The sequence below is a fragment of the Gemmatimonadota bacterium genome, assembly GCA_009838645.1.
GTDB lineage: Bacteria > JAAXHH01 > JAAXHH01 > JAAXHH01 > JAAXHH01 > JAAXHH01.
This window is the reverse complement of sequence record VXRC01000038.1, coordinates 38,570-56,432: the sequence shown is the minus strand read 5'-3', so window position 1 is coordinate 56,432 and position 17,863 is coordinate 38,570. Positions and strand designations below refer to the sequence as shown.

Genomic DNA, 17,863 nt, shown 5'->3' with positions numbered 1-17,863 from the left:
CACGGCCCCGTTCACCCCTTCGGCGCACCCGGCAACCACGGACCCCGCCCACCGGATTCATTCCCCTGGCAGGCCATGTTTTTTGTGCCTGACGCCTTTTTTGCTGGACAGGTTTTCTAACCGTTCTATTATATTTGAGTTATACTGCTGAAGTATTGCCTTACCCGGTCAATTCGATACCGATTCGAGCGATCCGACATACATCATTTACCGGTTCGAACAGGAGGTTCTATCATGTCCAAGCAGGCCTATCTGACCGCGCTGAGCGTCGTCGCATGCCTCTTCATGGCCGCTGCATGCGCGGGACCGCCCACCGAGGCGATGAACGGGGCGGAGGATGCCATGGCCGCCGCCATGGAAGCCGAGGTCGACAAGTACGCGCCGGCTGAATACGAAGCGGCCGCGGCCGAGTTCGAAAAGGCCCGGACGCATATGGCCGCGGAGGAGTACGGCGACGCGAAAACCGCCGCCGAAAACACCATGGCGCTCGTCGAATCGGCCAGCCAGGAATCCGTGGTGCAGAAGGAGTTTACCAAACGCGAGGTCGATGAAGCCCTGCCGGCTTTCCTGGAACGATGGGGGGAGATTTCGGGCAGCATCGAGCAGGGACGCGGCCAGGCCGCCCGTGCGCTTGCCCAGGAAGCCTCGGCATTCGCCGACTCGCTGACGGTGCAATTGAATGAACTTAACGCGGCCGAGAAATGGCATGATCTCAAAATGCTTCTCGAGTCAGCCAACATGACGGCCGACAGTTTCGCGGAACGGGCCGGCGGCTGAACCGGCGCCTCGCCGAAGATTGCCGAAGATTGCCGAAGATTGCCAGGGAACAAGAAGCCGTCTGACGACGTGGTCAGGCGGCTTTTCTAATGTCCGCTTCACCGCCGGACCCGGAGGCCGTCCAAATCGTTATTGACAATTGCGGGGCGGGTACATAGAATCACACAGGTTTTTGAAGCGATTCCGTTTTTCAGGAAGGTTCGGGATACAGGAGCACGGCATGAGCTTGACGGAACTGTTGGACGAAAACGCTATCCTGGTCAACCTTAAGGCCACGCAGAAACAGGAAGTGATCGAGGAACTGGCCGCGGCACTGACCGCGTCCGGCCGGATCAGCGACAACAGGGAAGTGCTCCAGGCCGTCCTGGAACGCGAGAAGATCATGAGCACCGGGATCGGGAAGGGGGTCGCCATTCCCCACGGCAAGTGCAAGGCCGTCGACAGGCTGGTCGGGGTGCTCGGGATCAAGAAGGAGGGCGTGGATTTCCAGTCCCTCGACGAACAGCCGGTCTACCTCTTCTTCCTGCTCGTGTCCCCCCTGAATGTCTCCGGTCCCCATATCCGGGCGCTCGCCCACATTTCCCGCCTGCTTCGGCACGACAACCTGCGAAAACAGCTGATCGCCGCGGAAGACCCCCGCGACGCCCTCGCGCTTATCGCGGAAGAGGAAGAGAACATGTAGCGCGGTCTCCGTGCTGCGGTATCGTCCGATCGTCCATACAAAAGCATTTACGCAAAAGTAAAGGATGAAGCCGTGACGCCTGTGTCCAGGATCGATGGCCGGGAGACCGACGAGTTGCGTCCCGTCGAGATCCGGCGCAACTACCTTCGGCACGCGGAAGGATCCGCGCTGATTTCCATGGGCGCCACGACCGTGCTCTGTTCGGCGAGCGTGGACGAGAGCGTCCCGCCTTTTCTGAAAGGGAGCGGCAAGGGCTGGGTCACGGCGGAATATGGCATGCTGCCGCGAAGCACGAACACGCGGGTGTCCCGCGACGGCCGGCGCGGCAGCGTCTCCGGTCGCACGCAGGAGATCCAGCGGCTCATCGGGCGGTCGCTCCGCGCCGTATTCGACCTGGACAGCCTGGGTGAACGGTCCATCCTCATTGATTGCGACGTCATCGAAGCCGACGGGGGAACACGGACCGCGTCGATCACGGGCAGTTACGTGGCGCTTCGCGACGCGGTGTCCTGGCTTTCGCGGCAAGGGCTGATCGATCGCGACCCCGTCCGTGACGCGGTCGCCGCCATCAGCGTGGGCATCATCGGCGGCGTGCCCATGCTCGATCTGTGCTACGAAGAGGACTCCACGGCAGACGTCGACATGAACCTCGTCATGACCGGCGACGGCGACCTGGTGGAAATCCAGGGCACCGCCGAGCACCACCCTTTCTCAACGGATCAGCTGGCCGCCATGCTCGACCTCGGCAAACAGGGCGTAAACCGGCTGATCGACCTTCAGAAACAGGCGCTGGCCCGGGACTAGACCACGAACATGACCCTCGTCCTGGCCACGCGCAACCCGGGTAAGATCTCCGAGATCAAGGCTTTGCTCCCCGGCGTGCGGGTCGCGCCGGCCGCGTCTTTTACCGGCTGTCCCGAACCGGAAGAGACGGGCCGCACCTTCGAGGAGAACGCCCTCATCAAGGCGCGGGCCGTATCGCTGTACACAGGAAAGACCACGCTAGCGGACGATTCGGGCCTGGAAGTGGACGCCCTGGACGGGGCGCCCGGCGTCCACTCGGCACGGTACGCGGGCAGGGACCCCACCGACCAGGACAACATCCGGCGCCTGCTCGGCGCCCTGGACGGGATATCCGACGCCGAACGCACGGCCCGGTTTCGATGCGTTATGGCGGTCGTGGTACCCGACGGCCGCACCTGGACCGCGGAAGGGGCCTGCGAGGGCCGGATTCTGCAGGCGCCGCGGGGCGACGCGGGATTCGGCTACGATCCGCTGTTCGTGCCCGAGGGCTACGAAAACACCTTCGCCGAACTGGACGCGGGGGTGAAAAACCGGATCAGCCACCGGGCCCTGGCGCTTCAACGGATCGCGGATGTGCTGAAGTCCCTGGCAGACCATCCGGACTGAAGGCGCTGCCTGAAGTTCTTAAATAAACCTGAAAGGCATGTCATGACCAGATGGTCAACAGAAAAAGCCCACGCCTGGTACCGTGACATTGGCGTGATCCGCGGCTGCAACTACCTGCCGCGCACGGCCGTCAATATGACCGAAATGTGGCAGGCGCCCACTTTCGATCCGGAAACCATCGACCAGGAACTGGGCTGGGCCGCCGCGGCGGGCTACAACAGCGTGCGGGTCTTCGTGCAGTACCTGGTCTGGGAAGACGACCCCGAGGGCCTGAAGGAGCGGATGGACCGGTTCCTGTCTATCGCGTCGCGGCACGGCGTAAGCGCCATGGTCATCCTATTCTGCGACTGCTTCTTCGGGGGACGCGATCCCTACCTGGGACCCCAGGACGGCCCGGTGCCCGGCGTGCACAACAGCCAGTGGGTGCCGAGTCCGGGGTTCGAACGCCTGGCCGACCGGGACGCCTGGCCGGGTCTCGAGCGCTACGTGAAGGACATCGTCGGCAGCTTCGGATCGGACCCGCGCGTGCTGGTTTGGGACCTGTACAACGAACCGGACGACGACCTGCGGAGCCAGCCGCTCGTTAAGGACGCCTTCGCCTGGGCCCGTTCCGTCGACCCCGTGCAGCCGCTTACCACGGGACCATGGACGTGGAACGCCTTCGAAGACGACCTCTCCGCATTGCTGTTCGAACTGTCCGATATCGTTACCTTCCACTACTACGGGGCGGCCGAAGACATCGGTCCCAGCCTCGCCCGGTGCAATGCGCACGGCCGGCCCGTTATCTGCACCGAGTGGCTGCGTCGGCACCACGGCAACACCTTCGCGGACATGCTCCCCGTGTTCGCGGAAAATCGGATCGGGTGGTACAACTGGGGCTCGTGGCGGGGAGGACACAGACCTACCTGGCCTGGGAGTCGAAGCAGGGCGATCCCACCCCGGCGGTCTGGCAGCACGACATGATGCATCCCGACGGCACCCCGCTCGACCCTCGGGAACCGGACCTCATCCGGCGGTTCGAATTCACCGGATGACCGAAGACACGGCCGGTCAGGCGGTTTCGTACCGCGGCCGGTTGACGTAACGGGCCATCTCCAGGTCCAGTCGGATCCGGGTGGCCGGCGGCAGCACCACGAGCAGGCGTGAATCGTCGATCTGCAGCGACCGGCGGCATACCGAGGTCTTCGGCGCTGCGTAGGCCCCCGTGGCGCCGGGGTACGGCGTGTCGGTCGCATCATGAGAGGCGATGCGAAAGGTGTGCTCGGACAGGGCGCCGGCCTGCAGGACGACCCGCCTGGTTTCCGCGGGGTGCAGGTTGACCAGGTGCACGCCCACGCGGGACGGTTCGATCCGGTCGACGAGGGCCGCCGTGTCGGCCGGCAAGCCCGGGCGTTTGCGGTCGGCGTCGTAGTAGCGCAGCCTCGCGTTGGGGATGCCGCCGTAGTAGATGGCCTGGGGACATCCCATGGTCAGCTGCACGAGGGCCTCGGTGGTCACGGGCTGCAACTGCTGCCACAGATGAATGCTCGGCCCGGCTTCCAGGTCCGAATCGTCGGCGCGGATCTGTGCCAGTCGATGGCAGACCAGGGCGTGGGCGGCCCCCAGCATCCGTTCAGGATAGTCCGGATTCTCTCCCCGCAGGTAGAGCAGCCAGGGCTCGTCGTGATGCATGTCGCCCTTGTCCCTGAAGGGCACGACGGCCGACCAGTCATAGCCGCTGCGTTCGCGCAGGAAGTCCATGCGCGCCCGGTCCTCGTCGGCCTCCGACACGTTCCACACGTTCAGCGGATACGTCACGGGCATGGGCTGGTAGTCCATCCAACCCTGGTCGCCGTAGCGGTACGGCGTGAGGAAGGTTCGCCGGTCGGGACCGAGGCTGCGGTCGACGCCGATGTAGTGATCCCGTATGCTGATCTGGGCCGCCATTTCATCGAAATCCGCGTCGATGCCCTCCTCCAGCACACGGTCGATCATGCCCCTCGGCATGTCGAACCAGCCGGCGTCCCCTGACAGCAGGTAGGCGTTGTTGGCCGCGGTGATGGCGGCGTAACCCAGGTTGTAGAACCCGTGGGGCCACGTCCAGCCGTAGAGGCCGCCGTACCACTTGCCGTTGTGCAGGGCCCCCACGCGCCCGTCCAGCCCCACGTTGTCCGGCATGAGCCCGCCGTTCTCCCGGGCCCGTTCCAGCCAGGCCCCGGTATACTCCAGCAGCCAGTCCCGGTACTTCTCGTCGCCGGTCATCAGATAGGCGTTCATGATGAGTCCGTTGACGCTCAGGTTGTTCCCCACGTCGCCCTCGCGGAACCGCTCGGCCATGGCCCTGCCCATGACCCGCGCCTTCGCGGGGTCCTGGAGATCGTCCACGTGCGTGATCCCCGGGACGTCGCTCAGCGGCAGGCCGTAGACACGCATGCCGGGGCCGGGATTGTACGTCAGCCGGCTGTCGTCCTCGCTCATCCCCCAGGCGGGTCCGCCGCTGCCGTTGTGGGGCGCCCGGATGATGCGATGCACCGGATCGTAGTTCAGTGCGTCGGGGAATTCGTTCAGGTAGAAGCCGGCGAACCGCCGGGCGCGGTCGCGCAACTTGGGATTGTCGGGGTCGGCAAGGCAGAGATGGTAGAAGTAGATGTAGCTCTCGCTCTGGTGAAACTGGTCGTATCCCCGCTCATACTCCCGATGGATCCGCCCGAAGCAGGTCAGTTGCCGGGTGATAGCGTCCCAGTGCCGGTCCGCCGCCTCCAGCAGATGGTATCCGCCGCCCAGGCTGTAGTACTGGGCGAAATTGGTGAAGGCTTCGTAGAAATCATCCATCCCGTCCCGGCTTCCGGACCAGGTGTCCGCCCAGATCAGCGAGCCGTCCGGGCGAGTGTACTTCTCGATAAAGGGATGGACCGCTTCGTCCATCGTGTCGATGAGCTTGCGTTCGAGGATCGCCCACGGCGGCGTGATTTCGTAGTGGACGCTTGCCGTTACGGTGTGCATCGGTGGCTCAGTTCTTTCAGAGGAGGACATGCCGGCCGGCCGGTCTGCCCGAGCGAGCATTCGGCGACCGGATGGAACCCGCGCGGTCGATCAGGGCGCGGCCGAATCCGCCGGCGCCGCCACGCCTACCTGCACGATGCGCGCCTGGTCCACCCCGGGCGCGCCTACGTACTTGAAGACCATGCCGTCTAGTTCCCGGGGCATGAAATCCTGGTCGACGACCGCCTGACCGCCGGTCAGCAGCGCCGCGAACGGTGCCGCCTGGGATTCGTCGTCCGGGTCGGTGGGGAAAGCGAACTCCACTTCTGGAATATTCGTATACACCACCCGGCCGGTCTCGTCGCTTACCCAGAATTCACTGATGGCGGACCCATCGGCGACCGCGGCCAGTGCGCCGTTTATCTCCTCCGTGCTCATGCCTGCCTTTACCGCGGCCGCCACGAAGTGCGCCGTCAGCATGGCTTCGGCGGCCATGTGTTCCGACAGCAGACCATCCACCGCCGAGACGGACGCCGCGCCCGCATCCGGGGCCGTCGCGTCCGCATCCGAGGTGATCGCGCCCGCATCCGGGGCCGCCGCGCCCGCATCCGGGGCCGCCGCGCCCGCATCCGGGGCGGTCGCCGCTTCTTCCACGGGAGGGGTGTCTTCCGTGCAACCGGATACGAAGAGGACAACGCAAAGGGCCAGTGTCCAGGTCAGGGGAGATCGTCTCATTTTAAATACGCTCCTTGCAAAAATGGTTTATGTACAGGCGTCAAGACCGATGACCAGGTCCGACAATTCCCTGAGATCGGAAACGACCAGGTCACACAGGGCGTCATCGGGATCTTCCGCCTCTCCCTTCTTGATGTAGACCGTCATCATCCCGGCCTTTCGAGCGCCGGCTATATCGTGTTCCATGCTGTCCCCCACGAAAACGGACCGACCGGGCGCGGCGTTCAGCCGGGACAGCGCCTGCCGAAATATGCGGGGATCCGGCTTGGCGATGCCTACTTCCCCGGAAATGAGCACCGCTTCGAAATACCTCGACGCTTCCAGGGCTTCGATTTTGTCTCGCTGGGATTTAGAACCATTGGTGACCACGGCCAAGGGGTGCTTTCTGGCCTGAAGGCATCTCAACAGCGGCTCGGCTCCTTCCGACCAGGAGGTATAGCTGGCGATTTTGCTGCGCATCAACTCGACAAAGGCCGTAGCGGGCATGACCGGGCGGACCAGGCGGACCGGACGCTCACCGAAAAGATAGTCGTGGATCGCGGCCTTGCTGCCCCGGCCTGCCCGATCGAGGCCGCGCAGCGTGTCCATGCGCTCGGACCATGGAGTTCCTCCCCGCTTCAGCTCCGGGAAGTACGTGTCCAGCAGAAACGAAAAGAACCGGTCTCTCGCCCGGTCGCGGTCGGCCAGGGTGTCGTCGAGATCGAACAGGACCGCGTTGCCTGCTTTAAAAACCGAACCCGCCGGGCGCGCCATCCCTACCGGCCTTCCCGTCGCAGGCATTCCTCGACGGCCTCCCGCGCCTGCTCGGCCAACCCGCGCCGGTCCTTCGTCGTATAGCCTTCGGTCGCGATGGGTCTCCCGATGCGCACGGCGACCTGCGCGTCGGGCCGGATTCTCATACTGCCGCGCACGAGGATATCGAAGCTGCCGGAAATCCCCACGGGCACAACGGGCACGCCGGATTCTATGGCCAGCAGGAAGGCGCCGGCCTTGAAGGGCTGCAGTTCTCCGGTCCGCGTTCTCGTGCCTTCCGGGAAGACCACCGCGGGAAACCCTTCCCTGATCTGCCGGGCCGCCTTCTTGAGACTCCGCATGGCTTTCTTCGGATTGGTACGGTTGATGCTGATGTAGCCGGCCAGCCGCATGCACCATCCCAGGACCGGTATGTGGAACAGGGAATCCTTGGCGATGATCCTGAACTGGATGGGCAGCGAACCGAACAGGATGGGTATGTCCGCCGCGCTGGCATGATTGGAGACCAGCACGCACGGCTGCCCTCCTGGGATATTGTCCAGCCCTTCAAGTCGTACCGGCACGCGGCCCACCCACAACAGGGTTCGCGCCCACCAGCGGGCGAACCAGTGGACCAGGCGCCCCGAAGGATTGAATGGGGACAGCAACATGGCCGACAGCCCGAACAACAGGGTGAAGACCAGCACACTGATGATCTGCAGGATGGAATAGGCTGCGGTCACGCGGTCACCGGACTCGTGAGATTCGGATGGACGGGGGCGCCTTCCGGCTTTAAACCGGATTATAACCCAATCACCAGAAAAAACCAGTGTCAATTGCCTGATGTCCCGGACAACCGAAGGGCCGCGCATCGCCTTCGGACTGCGGCATGCGAGACTGATGATGTTCTTCCGACTATTGGGTTAGAGACCAGGCATGAAAGAACATGCTGAAACAGGTAATATGAACCAAATCGCCGATTCGGAAATCGCAGAAGCGCTCATCTGGCATCTGTGGCAGAAGGGGCTGGCGCGGGCGGGGCGGACCGGGCGGACCGGGCGGACCGGAAGGCTCCGGCTCACCGACGGCCGGACACTCAGGGTCCATCATCCCGGCACCTTGAATCCCGACAGCGGCCCCGATTTTCTCCAGGCGGTTCTGTCCTTCGGACCCGGGAAGCGCCTCAGGGGAGACGTGGAAATCCATATCAGACCCGCCGACTGGCGTCGGCGCGGCCATACGAGCGACCCGCTTTACAACAATGTCGTGCTGCACGTCGTCCTGTGGCATGACGAGAAGCTTCCGGCCGTCAGGAAACAGAATGGGCAGTTCGTCCCAACGCTGGTGTTATCCGAGCACCTCAGGCACGGCCTGGACCGGATACAAAAACAATACAGGCTAAAAACGGAGGACCCGGCCCCTGCCAGCTACCCCTGCCAGGACCTGATGAAACTGCTGTCGGTCGAGCGCGTTCACGCGTTGCTGGACCGGAAGGGATCCGACCGGTTTCGGAATAAGGCGGCGGAAATGTCCGGGAGGATGGAACAGGTTTCTGCGGAACAGACGCTCTATGAGTTCGCCATGCGGGCCGCGGGTTACACGAAGAATACCGATGCCTGCCAGTCGCTTGCCCGGCGCCTGCCCCTGGCGACGATCCGCGCTCTGATCGGCACAGGGGGCGGCCATCGCATCATCGATCTGCAGGCCTTGATTTTCGGGGCAGCCGGGCTGCTGCCCTCACAGCGGCTCTCCTACGGCGGCGAAATCCCGGACGACCCGTACGTCAGGGAAATAGAAACGCGCTGGGAAGCCTTCCGTCCGTCCATTCCCGCCCGTCCCATGCGGGAACATGACTGGTTGTTTTTCCGGTTAAGACCCTTTAACTTCCCCACGGTCCGGCTTGCCGCTATGAGTTATTTTATCGCGTCGGGCCTGCAGGATGGCCTGGACACGCTGATCGCCGGCCCGATGAACGCCGGCGCCGGCCGGGGACCCGTCGCTTTGCTGCGGCAGACCGCGCGGAAGCTCGAGGAAATGATCCGGCCGTTGCCCGGCGACTACTGGTTGAGACACACGGTGTTCGGGGAGACCTCGCGAACGGCGCGCAATGCGCTGATGGGCCGCGACCGCCAGCGAGGCATAATGGTCGACGTGGTCCTTCCATTCATCTACGCCCTCGCCGACCGGGACAGCCAGTCGGACCGGATGAACCTCGTCCGGGAAATGTACGCCGGTTACGGCCGGCAGGCGAACAACAGCGTGGTCCAGGCGATGACGAATCTGCTTTTCATCGATACGCCTGAGAAAAAGGCCTCCATCGACCGGGCCGTCCTTCAACAGGGCCTGTTGCAGATTGATCTCGAGACCTGCCGTAGCAAGGACTGCGGCCAATGCGTGATGAGCGGTTCGACGCACTTCACACGGAGTTGAAGCAACATGGCGAACCCGGAAGGCGTCGAATGCAGGACGGAATTCAAAGGCCATGAGATCAGGGCATTCAGCACCTGGACCCAGGACGCCCGGCTGTACGTCGACGGAGTCTGCAGGGATCGCAGCATCCGCCGCGTGTCGCTGCGGAAAACGCGCATATTGAGCACGAATCTGCGGATCGGCACCGACGAACACCGCGTGGAAGTGTTTGCCAAAGCGCTGTTGAGCGTTAGATTGCAATTGCGAATTGACGGCAGGCAGGTAGCCGGAGAGGTTTTCTAAGTAACGACGGATGAGCCGAACTCGAAAACGGGCCGGAACAAGGGCTTGCGGGCAGTACATTTACAAGCACGGGAGGAGAAGATGCCGGAGACGCAGTGGATGACCTTGAGGGAAACTGCGGACATGATGATGAGATTGCCCGACCAGGTGACGCAGATGTGCGAAGACGGCAAGCTGGAATACTACATGGAAGACGGCAGGTACTTCGTGTCCAGGGAATCCATCGACTTGTTCATGCATCCGCCGATCGGCCAATCAGCGCCGGCGATTCCTGATTCGAATGGTACAACGCGCCGCCAGTACGGCCGGGCGCCCCTGGATGTCGAGCTATCACCGGAGTCTTCCTCCGAATCGCAAGCCGGCATCGGTCCGGACGAGGTAGACGCCGCTGGCGGATCAGCGCCTGAAGACGACATGGAAGAAACGCCCGGACGCGGTGACGAAGGCGTGGAAGCGGCGGAAGACGCTGTAACGGCGGAAGTCGCGCAGCCAGCAGAAGATCGCGCGGACACGGAAGGCGCGGTGGACGCGGAAGACGCCCGGCCCGGGGACGACCCCGCGGTCACGGATCACGAGGAAACGGCGGAAGACCTGGTGGAAGCTGCAGAAGACCTGGTGGAAGCCGCGGAAGATGTGCAGCCCGAGGTAGCCGCGGAGGATCCCGGCGAACCCGATGTGAGGGCGGTGGAGATACTCGCCGACCTGCGCGCCGCGCTCTCCAGACACGCCCGGGAACACCAGGCATTTTGCGATGAGATCGCCGCCCTGGCGGACGCTCTTGAAAGCACGCTAACGCGCGACGGCGACAAGACGAGCGAACTGACCCGCGAGATCTCGAGTCTCCTGGCGCGGTACACCCGGCGGTAGCGGCCGCTTTAGCCGCAGGGAATGTCCAGGTTTTCGAGGGCTACTCGCAGCGCTTCCCGGTGGGCCTCGTCCCGCCTGAGGGGGTTGTCGGGCAGCACGTAGTCCGTGGGGTACCAGCCGCGCATCTTCTTCACCATGGCCGCGCTGTGCTTGTAGGCCGGCACGGGCGGCTGGAACGCGACCCGCCCCAGGAATTCCATCCGGTTCCCCAGGTCGTGGTACCGCGCAAGGTCGCCGTCCCGCAAGGCATCCGCGAGTTCCCGGAACTTGTCGGGCATAAAGGTCGCGATACCCAGCAGCGCGTCGCTTCCGTTGAAGATCATGGAGGCGAAATCGTAGTCGTTCCCCGTGTAGAGCTTCTTTCCGATTTGATGGACCTTCCGCAGCAGCACCCATTCCATGGATGGATCCAGGGACGAGTGTTTCGCGCCCGCCCACTTGTCGCCGGCCAGGATCTCGATCAGCGCGTCATCGGGAAACATCCAGCCGTTCGGTGCGAAGACCGGGCTTAGTTCGAATGCCTTCAGTCCGCCGCGGGAGGCTTCGGCCAGCCCCTCGTAGACGCGGACCACGGTGGCGGCGTCCGCATCTTTCAAGCGCTCGGTCTGGAATACGATCGGACTCGCGCCGTACCGGTTCTCCAGCTGCTCTATCTTGGCCTGGTACGCATGGATGATGTCCTCGATCCCGTCTCCCCGGATCTCGTCCTCCACGTACACGCCCGCCGTAAACGCCCGCCCGTTCATGACTTCCCGCGTCGTTTCCAACCCCCTGACCTGATCCTCCAACGTGCAGTGGTTGATCTGGTAGGTATCCATGAGCACCGCGGGTTCTATCCCGTACCCCGCGGTTCTTTCCAGGTCCCGGGCGAAGACTTCGAAGTCGATTTCACCCGCTTCGCTCACGGGTACGGACAACGCCGCGATGATATGAGGCGCGCGGCCGAGCCCCCTGGGCGTATTCAGTGATGCTTCCATTGATGCCTCTCCTTCATGAAACCGGATATGCGGACTGCGCCGTCACCTGTGTTTCACCACGCCGACCCGCTCGCAGTACGGCGACAGGCGGCAGCGGCTGCAGAAAGGCGAAACGGGCTTGCACAGGTTCTGGCCATACATGACGAGCAGGTCATTATACCGGATCCAGTATTCGGAAGGCAACTTCTCTCTCAAGGCACACTCCGACTGGTCCGGATTCCGGGTGTCGATATACCCCCAGCGGTTGGAGATGCGGTGTACGTGGGTGTCGACGCAGATGCCCGGCTTGCCGTAACCGATCGTGACCACGAGGTTTGCCGTCTTCCTGCCCACGCCGGGCAAAGTGACCAGCGTGTCGATCTCGTCCGGCACGATACCCCGGTACTCCTCCACGAGGATCTCGCAGATCTGCAGGATATTGCGCGCCTTCGTGGCATGGAAGCCCACGGGATAGATGGCGCGGTCCACGGTTTCCTCCGGCAGGGCCTGCATGGACTCGGGCGTGTCGGCCAGTCCGAAGAGCCGCTCGCAGGCCGCTGCGGTCGTCTCGTCCTTCGTCCGGAGGCTGAGCACGGTGCCGATCAATATGCGGAACGGATCGCGCCGGGTCTGCTCGGCCACTAGCGTCAACGCCGTTTCGGTCCACCTGGAAGTCTCGTCTTCCAGGATGGAGATCACCCGGTGAATATCCCGGTCTTTCATTCCGCGGACTCCCCTTCGCCGGATGGCGTGTCCCAGGGGGTAAAGAGGTTCTGTTCGATGCCGAGCAGGTTCAGCACCCGTCCTGCTATGAAGTCGGCCAGGTCGTCGAAACTGGAAGGCTTCTGGTAGAACGCCGGCATGGCCGGCACAATGCGGGCGCCCGCTTCGGCGGCGGCGAGCAGGTTGCGCAGGTGGATGACGTTCAACGGCGTTTCCCGGGGTACCAGCACGAGGGGCCGGGCTTCCTTGAGCGTGACGTCCGCGGCCCGTTCGATCAGGGAGGAAGAGGTACCATGGGCGATGGCGGACAGCGTCTTCATCGAGCACGGTATGACGACCATCCCGTCGGTGCGTACCGACCCGCTCGCGATCGAAGCCGCCAGGTCCCCGATCTTGAATTCCGCGAGCGTGCCCTTCTTCACCTGGTCGCCGTAGAGGTCGGCCAGCCCGTCCTGCAGGTCGCCGCCCGTCCCCAGGCCGGTTTCTTCCCTGAGTACGTACCGGCCGAAGCCGGACAGCACGACGCTGACCCGGTGGCCGCCGGCCAACAAAGCGCGCAGGAGCCTGAGCGCGTACAGTCCGCCGCTGGCGCCGGTGACGGCGACGATGACATGTTTCATGACCGCTTGTCCCCCCAGTAGACCGTGGCTACCCCCAGCGTAAGGTCACGCCAGCCCGTGTCCACGAAACCCGCGTCCTCCATGAGCGATCGGAAACGCTCCCGCTCCGGGAACGCTTCCACCGAAACCTGCAGGTACCGGTAAGCGTCCGCGTCTCCCGAGATCACGCCGCCGATCCAGGGTATGGCGTGTACGGCGTAGAGCCGGTACAACTGGCGGATCACCGGATAACGGGGAACGGAAAGCTCCAGCACCACCAGCCTGCCGCCGGGCTTCAATACGCGCCGGATGCACCGCAGACCCGCGGCGCGGTCGGTGAAGTTGCGCACGCCGAACGCCACCATCGCGCCGTCGAAGACCCCGGACCGCAGGGGTAGGGCTTCGGCGCTTCCCCCGACGAACCGGATGGTCCGCCCCGCGGGATGTGCCGACTTCTTCCGGCCGATCCGCATCATCCCCATCGCCGCGTCCACCCCCACGATCAACCGCGGCTTCCGCCGGCCCTTCAGCGCTTCCAGCGCCAGGTCGCCCGTGCCGATGCCCACATCGAGCAGCAGGTCGTCCGCCGACGTGTTCAGCGCGCGGACCGCGGCCCTGCGCCACCGGACATCGCCATATCCGCTCAGCAGGCGGTTGAGCAGGTCGTACCGGTGCCCGATGCGATCGAACATGCGCCGGATGTGCCGGGACTTTTCGTCTGCGGTACTCATATCGGCCACAGGATATCGCCCAGCAGGAAAACGAAAAAGACCACACTGACCAGGCCGTTCGTGTTGAAGAAGGCGACATCGATCTTCGAAAGGTCGTCCGGCTTGACCAGCGTGTGTTCGTAGACCAGCATCCCGGTTGCCAGTACGGTGCCGCACAGATAAAGCGCGTGCAGATCGAAAACCTGATGGACGGCCAGCAGGAACACGACCGTGGCCGCGTGGAGCACGCGGGCCGCCACCAAAGCCGGCCGGATCCCGAAGCGGCGCGGTATCGAGTGGACGCCCTGCGCGACGTCGAATTCGTAGTCCTGGCAGGCGTATATTATATCAAAGCCCGCCACCCAGGTCAACACGGCCGCCGCCAGCCAGAGCATCGCGGGATCGAAGGCGCCGGTCACGGCGATCCACGCCCCCACCGGCGCTATGGCGAGGGCGAGGCCCAGGACCAGGTGGGTGGCCCAGGTGAACCGTTTGAAATAGGAGTACGACAGGATCACCAGCAGGGCGATCGGCGACAGCTGGAAGCAAAGTTCGTTGAGCTGGTAGGCGGAAAAGACGAACAGCGCGCAGCACGCGCCCACGATAAGGGTAACGGCGCGGGGCGCGATCCGTCCCTTCGGCAAAGCCCGGTCCCACGTACGGGGGTTCTTCCCGTCCATCACACGGTCCGCGAGCCGGTTGAAGCCCATGGCCGCGCTCCGGGCGGACACCATGGCGATGACGATCCACACCAGTTGCAGCCCTTCGACCCCATGACTCCGGGCGGCCAGGGCCACGCCGGCCATAGCGAAGGGCAGCGCAAATACGCTGTGGGAGAGCTTGATCATCCTGCCGAATACGACCACCGATCCGATCGCGGACAGGGGCGATGGCGACTTCTGATTCATAACGTGAAACCTGTGTATACCGTGCAACCTAAGTGATGAATGAACCGCGTTCGACCCGGCGCTTCTCTCGTGCGCGGAACCAGTAGGTCACCCCCTCCACCAGGCCGTCCGCGTCGGGGTAGATCTCCGATCCCGCCGGTAGGGATTCCAGGAACAGGCGTCCGTACGCCGTACCGACGACGCGCTGGTCCAGTACAGTGACGACGCCGTAGTCCCGGGTGGAACGGATGAGCCGGCCGAAGCCCTGCCTGAACTTGATGACCGCCTCCGGTACCTGGTATTCGAAGAAACTGTTGCGCCCCGCGTCTTCCAGGCGTTCCACCTGCGCCTGGACCAACGGTTCGGTCGGCACCGCGAAAGGAAGCTTGACCAGAATGACCATTTCCAGCGCCTTTCCCGGCACATCGACCCCCTCCCAGAAGCTGTCGGTGCCCAGCAATACGGCGGTATCGGACCTGCGGAAACGATCCAGCAGCGCCGAGCGCGGTCCGGACGTGCCCTGCGCCAGTACGGCCACGCCGTGTTCCGCCAGGTCCGGTTCGATGTCCTGGAAGGTCCGGTTCAACTGGGTGTACGAGGTGAACAGGACCAGGGTGCTCCGCAAGGTGGAAACGACCAGGTCCAGGATGAGCCGGCTGACCGCGTCTTGGAAAGCATCGGATCTGGGCGTCGGAAAGGCGGCAGGCACACAGACCAGCACCTGGTCCGCGTAATCGAAGGGCGAACCGATGCCCCGCACCTGGAGCCGCCGGGGATCGATCCGGTCGAGCCCCAGCCGTTCGAGCTGATAGTCGAAACGGTCTCCGACCGTCAGCGTGGCCGACGTGAGCACGGCCGTACGCAAAGGGCGGAAAAGGTCGTCGTGCAGCCGGTCCGCCACCCGGAGCGGCGCGGCGGTCAGGACGCACGACAGGGGTTGGGACCTGGTGGCTTCGACCCAATAGACGCGTTCTCCCTCATTCGCCTCTGTCAGCACGAAAAGGGCCTCTTCCATTGCCGTGCAGAAGTCCATGGCGGCCACGATGGCGTTCCCCCGTGATTCCCGGTCGTCCAACCACGAATCGTGGACCTGGTCCAGCGTCGCATGGAGCAGGCCGAGGGACTCGCGCAGGCCGGCGAGCCCCTCGATGAGCACCCGCGCCGATGACCTCAGGATACCGGCATACTCGTCTTCGGCCCGGTACCTCAGTTTGGTCCGACGGGCCGACCCATCGTCCGACTGGCCGAACGCTTCGTCGCTGGCGATGCGGAAGAAGTCCTCGATCCGGCGGTTCACCTCCGTGATCCGGTCGATGGCCATACGGGTGCCCGCCTCCAGCGGAGCCTTCCAATCCAGGTTGTCCGCCGCTTTTTTGGCCAGTCTGTCCAGCCCTGCCAGCACGCCGGTCCCGCCCCATTCGGGCGCATGCATCCTGCCCAGTACGCGGCGCATGCGCCAGCCTCCCACTTCCAGGGTCAGGTGCTGCACGGCGGCGCGCTCCAGGTTGTGGGCCTCGTCGATGATGAGATGGCTGTACCGGGACAGCACGGCATGGTCGGACTGGAGATCGGCGAAGAGCAAAGCGTGGTTGATGATTACCACGTGGGAAGCCATGGCCGCCCTTCGGACACGGTTGACGAAACATGCTTCCTTGAGCACGCACCGTGGGCAGGCGGTCCCCTCGCCGTTGATTTTATCCCACAGGCCGGCTCCGGCGCTCCGGTTGAATCCCGCGTGCTCCGAGATGTCCCCCGTCTTCGTTTCTCGCGCCCACACGGCCAGAGGGATCGCGGCCTCCCGTTCTTCCGCGGTCAGATGGTCCGCGGGCCGCCGGGTGACCTGCTGCCACCGGTCCAGGCACAGGTAGTTGGACCGGCCCTTGAGCAGCGTGGCGCGGAAGTCCAGCCCCAGATTCTCCAGCAGGAAGGGCAGGTCCTTGTAGAACAGTTGTTCCTGCAGGTTCCTCGTGTTGGTGGATACGACGACCCGCTGATCGTTCCGCACCGCCCAGATCAGGGCCGGCGTCAGGTAGGAGAGCGATTTCCCCGTGCCCGTACCCGCTTCCACCAGCAACACCTCGCCTTCGTTGAACGCGCCGGCGACGCTGCGGACCATGGATACCTGCTGAGGCCGTTGCTCGTAACCTTCCATGCTGCTTTCGAACAGCCCGCCGGTCTCAAACAGGCGAGCCAGCTCCTCCGTGTCCATCGGATCGAGATCACCGTCCGCTTCGGCCGTGTCGCACGAGCCGTCGCCGATCGTGGGCGGACCGAGCGCGGTATGGGCGATCGGCGGTCTTTCCCCCGAGCGGGCCGAATGGTCCCCGCGGGACCCTGTATCACCGCGGCTGGCGGTCCGGGCTGTCCGGGCCGTCATCCGGGCAAGGAGGCGCTCCAGCCCTGTTCCGGTGCCCTCCGCGAGTAGGATCAGCGTTTCCATGGTGTCGGGATCCTGGGAGGCCAGCAAATCCAGCAGTGACCGGCACAGCATGGCCGTCTTCAGGGCGTCCTCGGTCCCCGCCGCTGACTCCACCGGCCCAGTGTCATCAGCCTCGGCCGCGGTCTCTGCAGGTTCCGCGACGTTGTCCACCGTCTCTTCAGGTCCCGCGGCCACGTACTCAGTCTCCTCGGATCCCCAGTCGATGTATCGTTCGACCGTTGCGCGTTCGTAGTCCCTCAATCCGGGCAGCAGGATCCGGGCGAGCAGGCGCACGTCCAGCACAACGGCGTCGATGCCGGCTGCGATCCGCCAGAGACGCTCGGTCAGGTGGTCTTCAGGTCCATAGGCGGCGAGCAGGGATCCGGGGGCGTGCGCAGCGGCCAGGCCCCCGATCGCTTCCAGATCCAGACCGGAACGTACCTCCGGTTTTTCGCCGTGCCCGTAGTGCGCCAACGTATAGGACGCGTCCTGCAGCGAGGTAAGGTCATCCGGTTGGATCGCCAGAATGGTATACGGGAGGGGAAAACCGCTGGCAGGGATGTTGTTGGGCGTTCGTGCAGACATGAAACCGCGCAGTTCGCTGGAAGGCCATGTATAACGAAAGGGTTGAGCAATCAGAAGATAGGCGGAGGGGTGGCAATTGTCAAAGCAACGGGACGCCTGGAACCCGGG

General features: G+C 64.1%; 19 protein-coding genes. 8 read left to right on the top strand and 11 right to left on the bottom strand.

What is annotated here, in order from left to right:
• Positions 1-234 precede the first annotated feature (234 nt).
• From F4Y38_10660 to F4Y38_10640, 5 genes are all read left to right on the top strand, one after another.
• A complete protein-coding gene (locus tag F4Y38_10660; protein ID MXY49736.1) occupies positions 235-777 on the top strand; it encodes a DUF4398 domain-containing protein in 543 nt (180 codons plus the stop codon).
• A gap of 220 nt (positions 778-997) precedes the next feature.
• Positions 998-1,459, top strand: coding sequence for a PTS sugar transporter subunit IIA (locus F4Y38_10655; GenBank protein MXY49735.1), 462 nt, complete (start codon positions 998-1,000; stop codon positions 1,457-1,459).
• A gap of 81 nt (positions 1,460-1,540) precedes the next feature.
• Entirely contained in the window at positions 1,541-2,263 is a 723-nt protein-coding gene (locus F4Y38_10650) for a ribonuclease PH (protein MXY49734.1), read from the top strand.
• Between the two features lie 9 nt (positions 2,264-2,272).
• Positions 2,273-2,869, top strand: coding sequence for an XTP/dITP diphosphatase (locus F4Y38_10645; protein MXY49733.1), 597 nt, complete (start codon positions 2,273-2,275; stop codon positions 2,867-2,869).
• A gap of 42 nt (positions 2,870-2,911) precedes the next feature.
• The gene (locus F4Y38_10640) at positions 2,912-3,832 is read left to right on the top strand and encodes a glycoside hydrolase family 5 protein (protein MXY49732.1); all 921 of its coding nucleotides are present in this window, start codon (positions 2,912-2,914) and stop codon (positions 3,830-3,832) included.
• A gap of 87 nt (positions 3,833-3,919) precedes the next feature.
• On the opposite strand, the gene F4Y38_10635 is transcribed toward F4Y38_10640, so the two are convergent.
• From F4Y38_10635 to F4Y38_10615, 5 genes are all read right to left on the bottom strand, one after another.
• Positions 3,920-5,851: a hypothetical protein gene (locus F4Y38_10635; GenBank protein MXY49731.1), complete on the bottom strand. Its 1,932-nt coding sequence runs from the start codon at positions 5,849-5,851 to the stop codon at positions 3,920-3,922.
• 90 nt (positions 5,852-5,941) lie between these two features.
• Positions 5,942-6,268 (bottom strand): hypothetical protein, encoded by a 327-nt coding sequence (locus F4Y38_10630; protein ID MXY49730.1) that lies wholly within the window; start codon positions 6,266-6,268, stop codon positions 5,942-5,944.
• Positions 6,207-6,530 (bottom strand): hypothetical protein, encoded by a 324-nt coding sequence (locus F4Y38_10625; GenBank protein MXY49729.1) that lies wholly within the window; start codon positions 6,528-6,530, stop codon positions 6,207-6,209. The genes F4Y38_10630 and F4Y38_10625 overlap by 62 nt, the downstream gene beginning before the upstream one ends.
• Positions 6,531-6,592: 62 nt before the next feature.
• Positions 6,593-7,345, bottom strand: a complete 753-nt coding sequence (locus tag F4Y38_10620; protein MXY49728.1) for an HAD family hydrolase — start codon at positions 7,343-7,345, stop codon at positions 6,593-6,595.
• Positions 7,321-8,169, bottom strand: coding sequence for a 1-acyl-sn-glycerol-3-phosphate acyltransferase (locus F4Y38_10615; GenBank protein ID MXY49727.1), 849 nt, complete (start codon positions 8,167-8,169; stop codon positions 7,321-7,323). The genes F4Y38_10620 and F4Y38_10615 overlap by 25 nt, the downstream gene beginning before the upstream one ends.
• A 64-nt stretch (positions 8,170-8,233) precedes the next feature.
• Between F4Y38_10615 and F4Y38_10610 the strand changes: the two genes are divergently transcribed.
• The 3 genes from F4Y38_10610 (at position 8,234) to F4Y38_10600 (ending at position 10,876) form a co-directional block, all read left to right on the top strand.
• Positions 8,234-9,727, top strand: coding sequence for a DUF2851 family protein (locus F4Y38_10610; protein ID MXY49726.1), 1,494 nt, complete (start codon positions 8,234-8,236; stop codon positions 9,725-9,727).
• Positions 9,728-9,733: 6 nt separating this feature from the next.
• Positions 9,734-10,009 (top strand): hypothetical protein, encoded by a 276-nt coding sequence (locus F4Y38_10605; GenBank protein ID MXY49725.1) that lies wholly within the window; start codon positions 9,734-9,736, stop codon positions 10,007-10,009.
• 81 nt (positions 10,010-10,090) lie between these two features.
• Positions 10,091-10,876 carry a hypothetical protein gene (locus F4Y38_10600; protein MXY49724.1) on the top strand — a complete coding sequence of 262 codons (786 nt, stop codon included), beginning with the start codon at positions 10,091-10,093 and terminating at the stop codon, positions 10,874-10,876.
• A gap of 8 nt (positions 10,877-10,884) precedes the next feature.
• Here F4Y38_10600 and F4Y38_10595 read toward each other — a convergent pair whose 3' ends face one another.
• The 6 genes from F4Y38_10595 to F4Y38_10570 are packed head-to-tail and all read right to left on the bottom strand — an operon-like array spanning position 10,885 to position 17,755.
• Positions 10,885-11,853 (bottom strand): DUF993 family protein, encoded by a 969-nt coding sequence (locus tag F4Y38_10595; protein MXY49723.1) that lies wholly within the window; start codon positions 11,851-11,853, stop codon positions 10,885-10,887.
• A gap of 42 nt (positions 11,854-11,895) precedes the next feature.
• Positions 11,896-12,555 carry an endonuclease III gene (locus tag F4Y38_10590; GenBank protein MXY49722.1) on the bottom strand — a complete coding sequence of 220 codons (660 nt, stop codon included), beginning with the start codon at positions 12,553-12,555 and terminating at the stop codon, positions 11,896-11,898.
• Positions 12,552-13,175 carry a UbiX family flavin prenyltransferase gene (locus F4Y38_10585; GenBank protein ID MXY49721.1) on the bottom strand — a complete coding sequence of 208 codons (624 nt, stop codon included), beginning with the start codon at positions 13,173-13,175 and terminating at the stop codon, positions 12,552-12,554. The genes F4Y38_10590 and F4Y38_10585 overlap by 4 nt, the downstream gene beginning before the upstream one ends.
• The gene (locus tag F4Y38_10580) at positions 13,172-13,885 is read right to left on the bottom strand and encodes a ubiquinone/menaquinone biosynthesis methyltransferase (protein ID MXY49720.1); all 714 of its coding nucleotides are present in this window, start codon (positions 13,883-13,885) and stop codon (positions 13,172-13,174) included. Before F4Y38_10580 ends, F4Y38_10585 begins: the two co-directional genes overlap by 4 nt.
• Positions 13,882-14,772: a 4-hydroxybenzoate octaprenyltransferase gene (locus F4Y38_10575; GenBank protein ID MXY49719.1), complete on the bottom strand. Its 891-nt coding sequence runs from the start codon at positions 14,770-14,772 to the stop codon at positions 13,882-13,884. Before F4Y38_10575 ends, F4Y38_10580 begins: the two co-directional genes overlap by 4 nt.
• Before the next feature lie 28 nt (positions 14,773-14,800).
• Positions 14,801-17,755, bottom strand: a complete 2,955-nt coding sequence (locus tag F4Y38_10570) for a hypothetical protein (GenBank protein ID MXY49718.1) — start codon at positions 17,753-17,755, stop codon at positions 14,801-14,803.
• Between the last annotated feature and the right edge of the window lie 108 nt (positions 17,756-17,863).

What these genes read in the sequence shown, in the direction of transcription:
- F4Y38_10660 (MXY49736.1), top strand. Translation starts at nt 235, where the DNA reads ATGTCCAAGCAGGCCTATCTGACCGCGCTGAGCGTCGTCGCATGCCTC.
- F4Y38_10655 (MXY49735.1), top strand. Translation starts at nt 998, where the DNA reads ATGAGCTTGACGGAACTGTTGGACGAAAACGCTATCCTGGTCAACCTT.
- F4Y38_10645 (MXY49733.1), top strand. Translation starts at nt 2,273, where the DNA reads ATGACCCTCGTCCTGGCCACGCGCAACCCGGGTAAGATCTCCGAGATC.
- F4Y38_10640 (MXY49732.1), top strand. Translation starts at nt 2,912, where the DNA reads ATGACCAGATGGTCAACAGAAAAAGCCCACGCCTGGTACCGTGACATT.
- F4Y38_10635 (MXY49731.1), bottom strand. Translation starts at nt 5,851, where the DNA reads ATGCACACCGTAACGGCAAGCGTCCACTACGAAATCACGCCGCCGTGG.
- F4Y38_10630 (MXY49730.1), bottom strand. Translation starts at nt 6,268, where the DNA reads ATGAGCACGGAGGAGATAAACGGCGCACTGGCCGCGGTCGCCGATGGG.
- F4Y38_10620 (MXY49728.1), bottom strand. Translation starts at nt 7,345, where the DNA reads ATGCCTGCGACGGGAAGGCCGGTAGGGATGGCGCGCCCGGCGGGTTCG.
- F4Y38_10615 (MXY49727.1), bottom strand. Translation starts at nt 8,169, where the DNA reads ATGCGCGGCCCTTCGGTTGTCCGGGACATCAGGCAATTGACACTGGTT.
- F4Y38_10610 (MXY49726.1), top strand. Translation starts at nt 8,234, where the DNA reads ATGAAAGAACATGCTGAAACAGGTAATATGAACCAAATCGCCGATTCG.
- F4Y38_10605 (MXY49725.1), top strand. Translation starts at nt 9,734, where the DNA reads ATGGCGAACCCGGAAGGCGTCGAATGCAGGACGGAATTCAAAGGCCAT.
- F4Y38_10600 (MXY49724.1), top strand. Translation starts at nt 10,091, where the DNA reads ATGCCGGAGACGCAGTGGATGACCTTGAGGGAAACTGCGGACATGATG.
- F4Y38_10595 (MXY49723.1), bottom strand. Translation starts at nt 11,853, where the DNA reads ATGGAAGCATCACTGAATACGCCCAGGGGGCTCGGCCGCGCGCCTCAT.
- F4Y38_10590 (MXY49722.1), bottom strand. Translation starts at nt 12,555, where the DNA reads ATGAAAGACCGGGATATTCACCGGGTGATCTCCATCCTGGAAGACGAG.
- F4Y38_10585 (MXY49721.1), bottom strand. Translation starts at nt 13,175, where the DNA reads ATGAAACATGTCATCGTCGCCGTCACCGGCGCCAGCGGCGGACTGTAC.
- F4Y38_10580 (MXY49720.1), bottom strand. Translation starts at nt 13,885, where the DNA reads ATGAGTACCGCAGACGAAAAGTCCCGGCACATCCGGCGCATGTTCGAT.
- F4Y38_10575 (MXY49719.1), bottom strand. Translation starts at nt 14,772, where the DNA reads ATGAATCAGAAGTCGCCATCGCCCCTGTCCGCGATCGGATCGGTGGTC.
- F4Y38_10570 (MXY49718.1), bottom strand. Translation starts at nt 17,755, where the DNA reads ATGTCTGCACGAACGCCCAACAACATCCCTGCCAGCGGTTTTCCCCTC.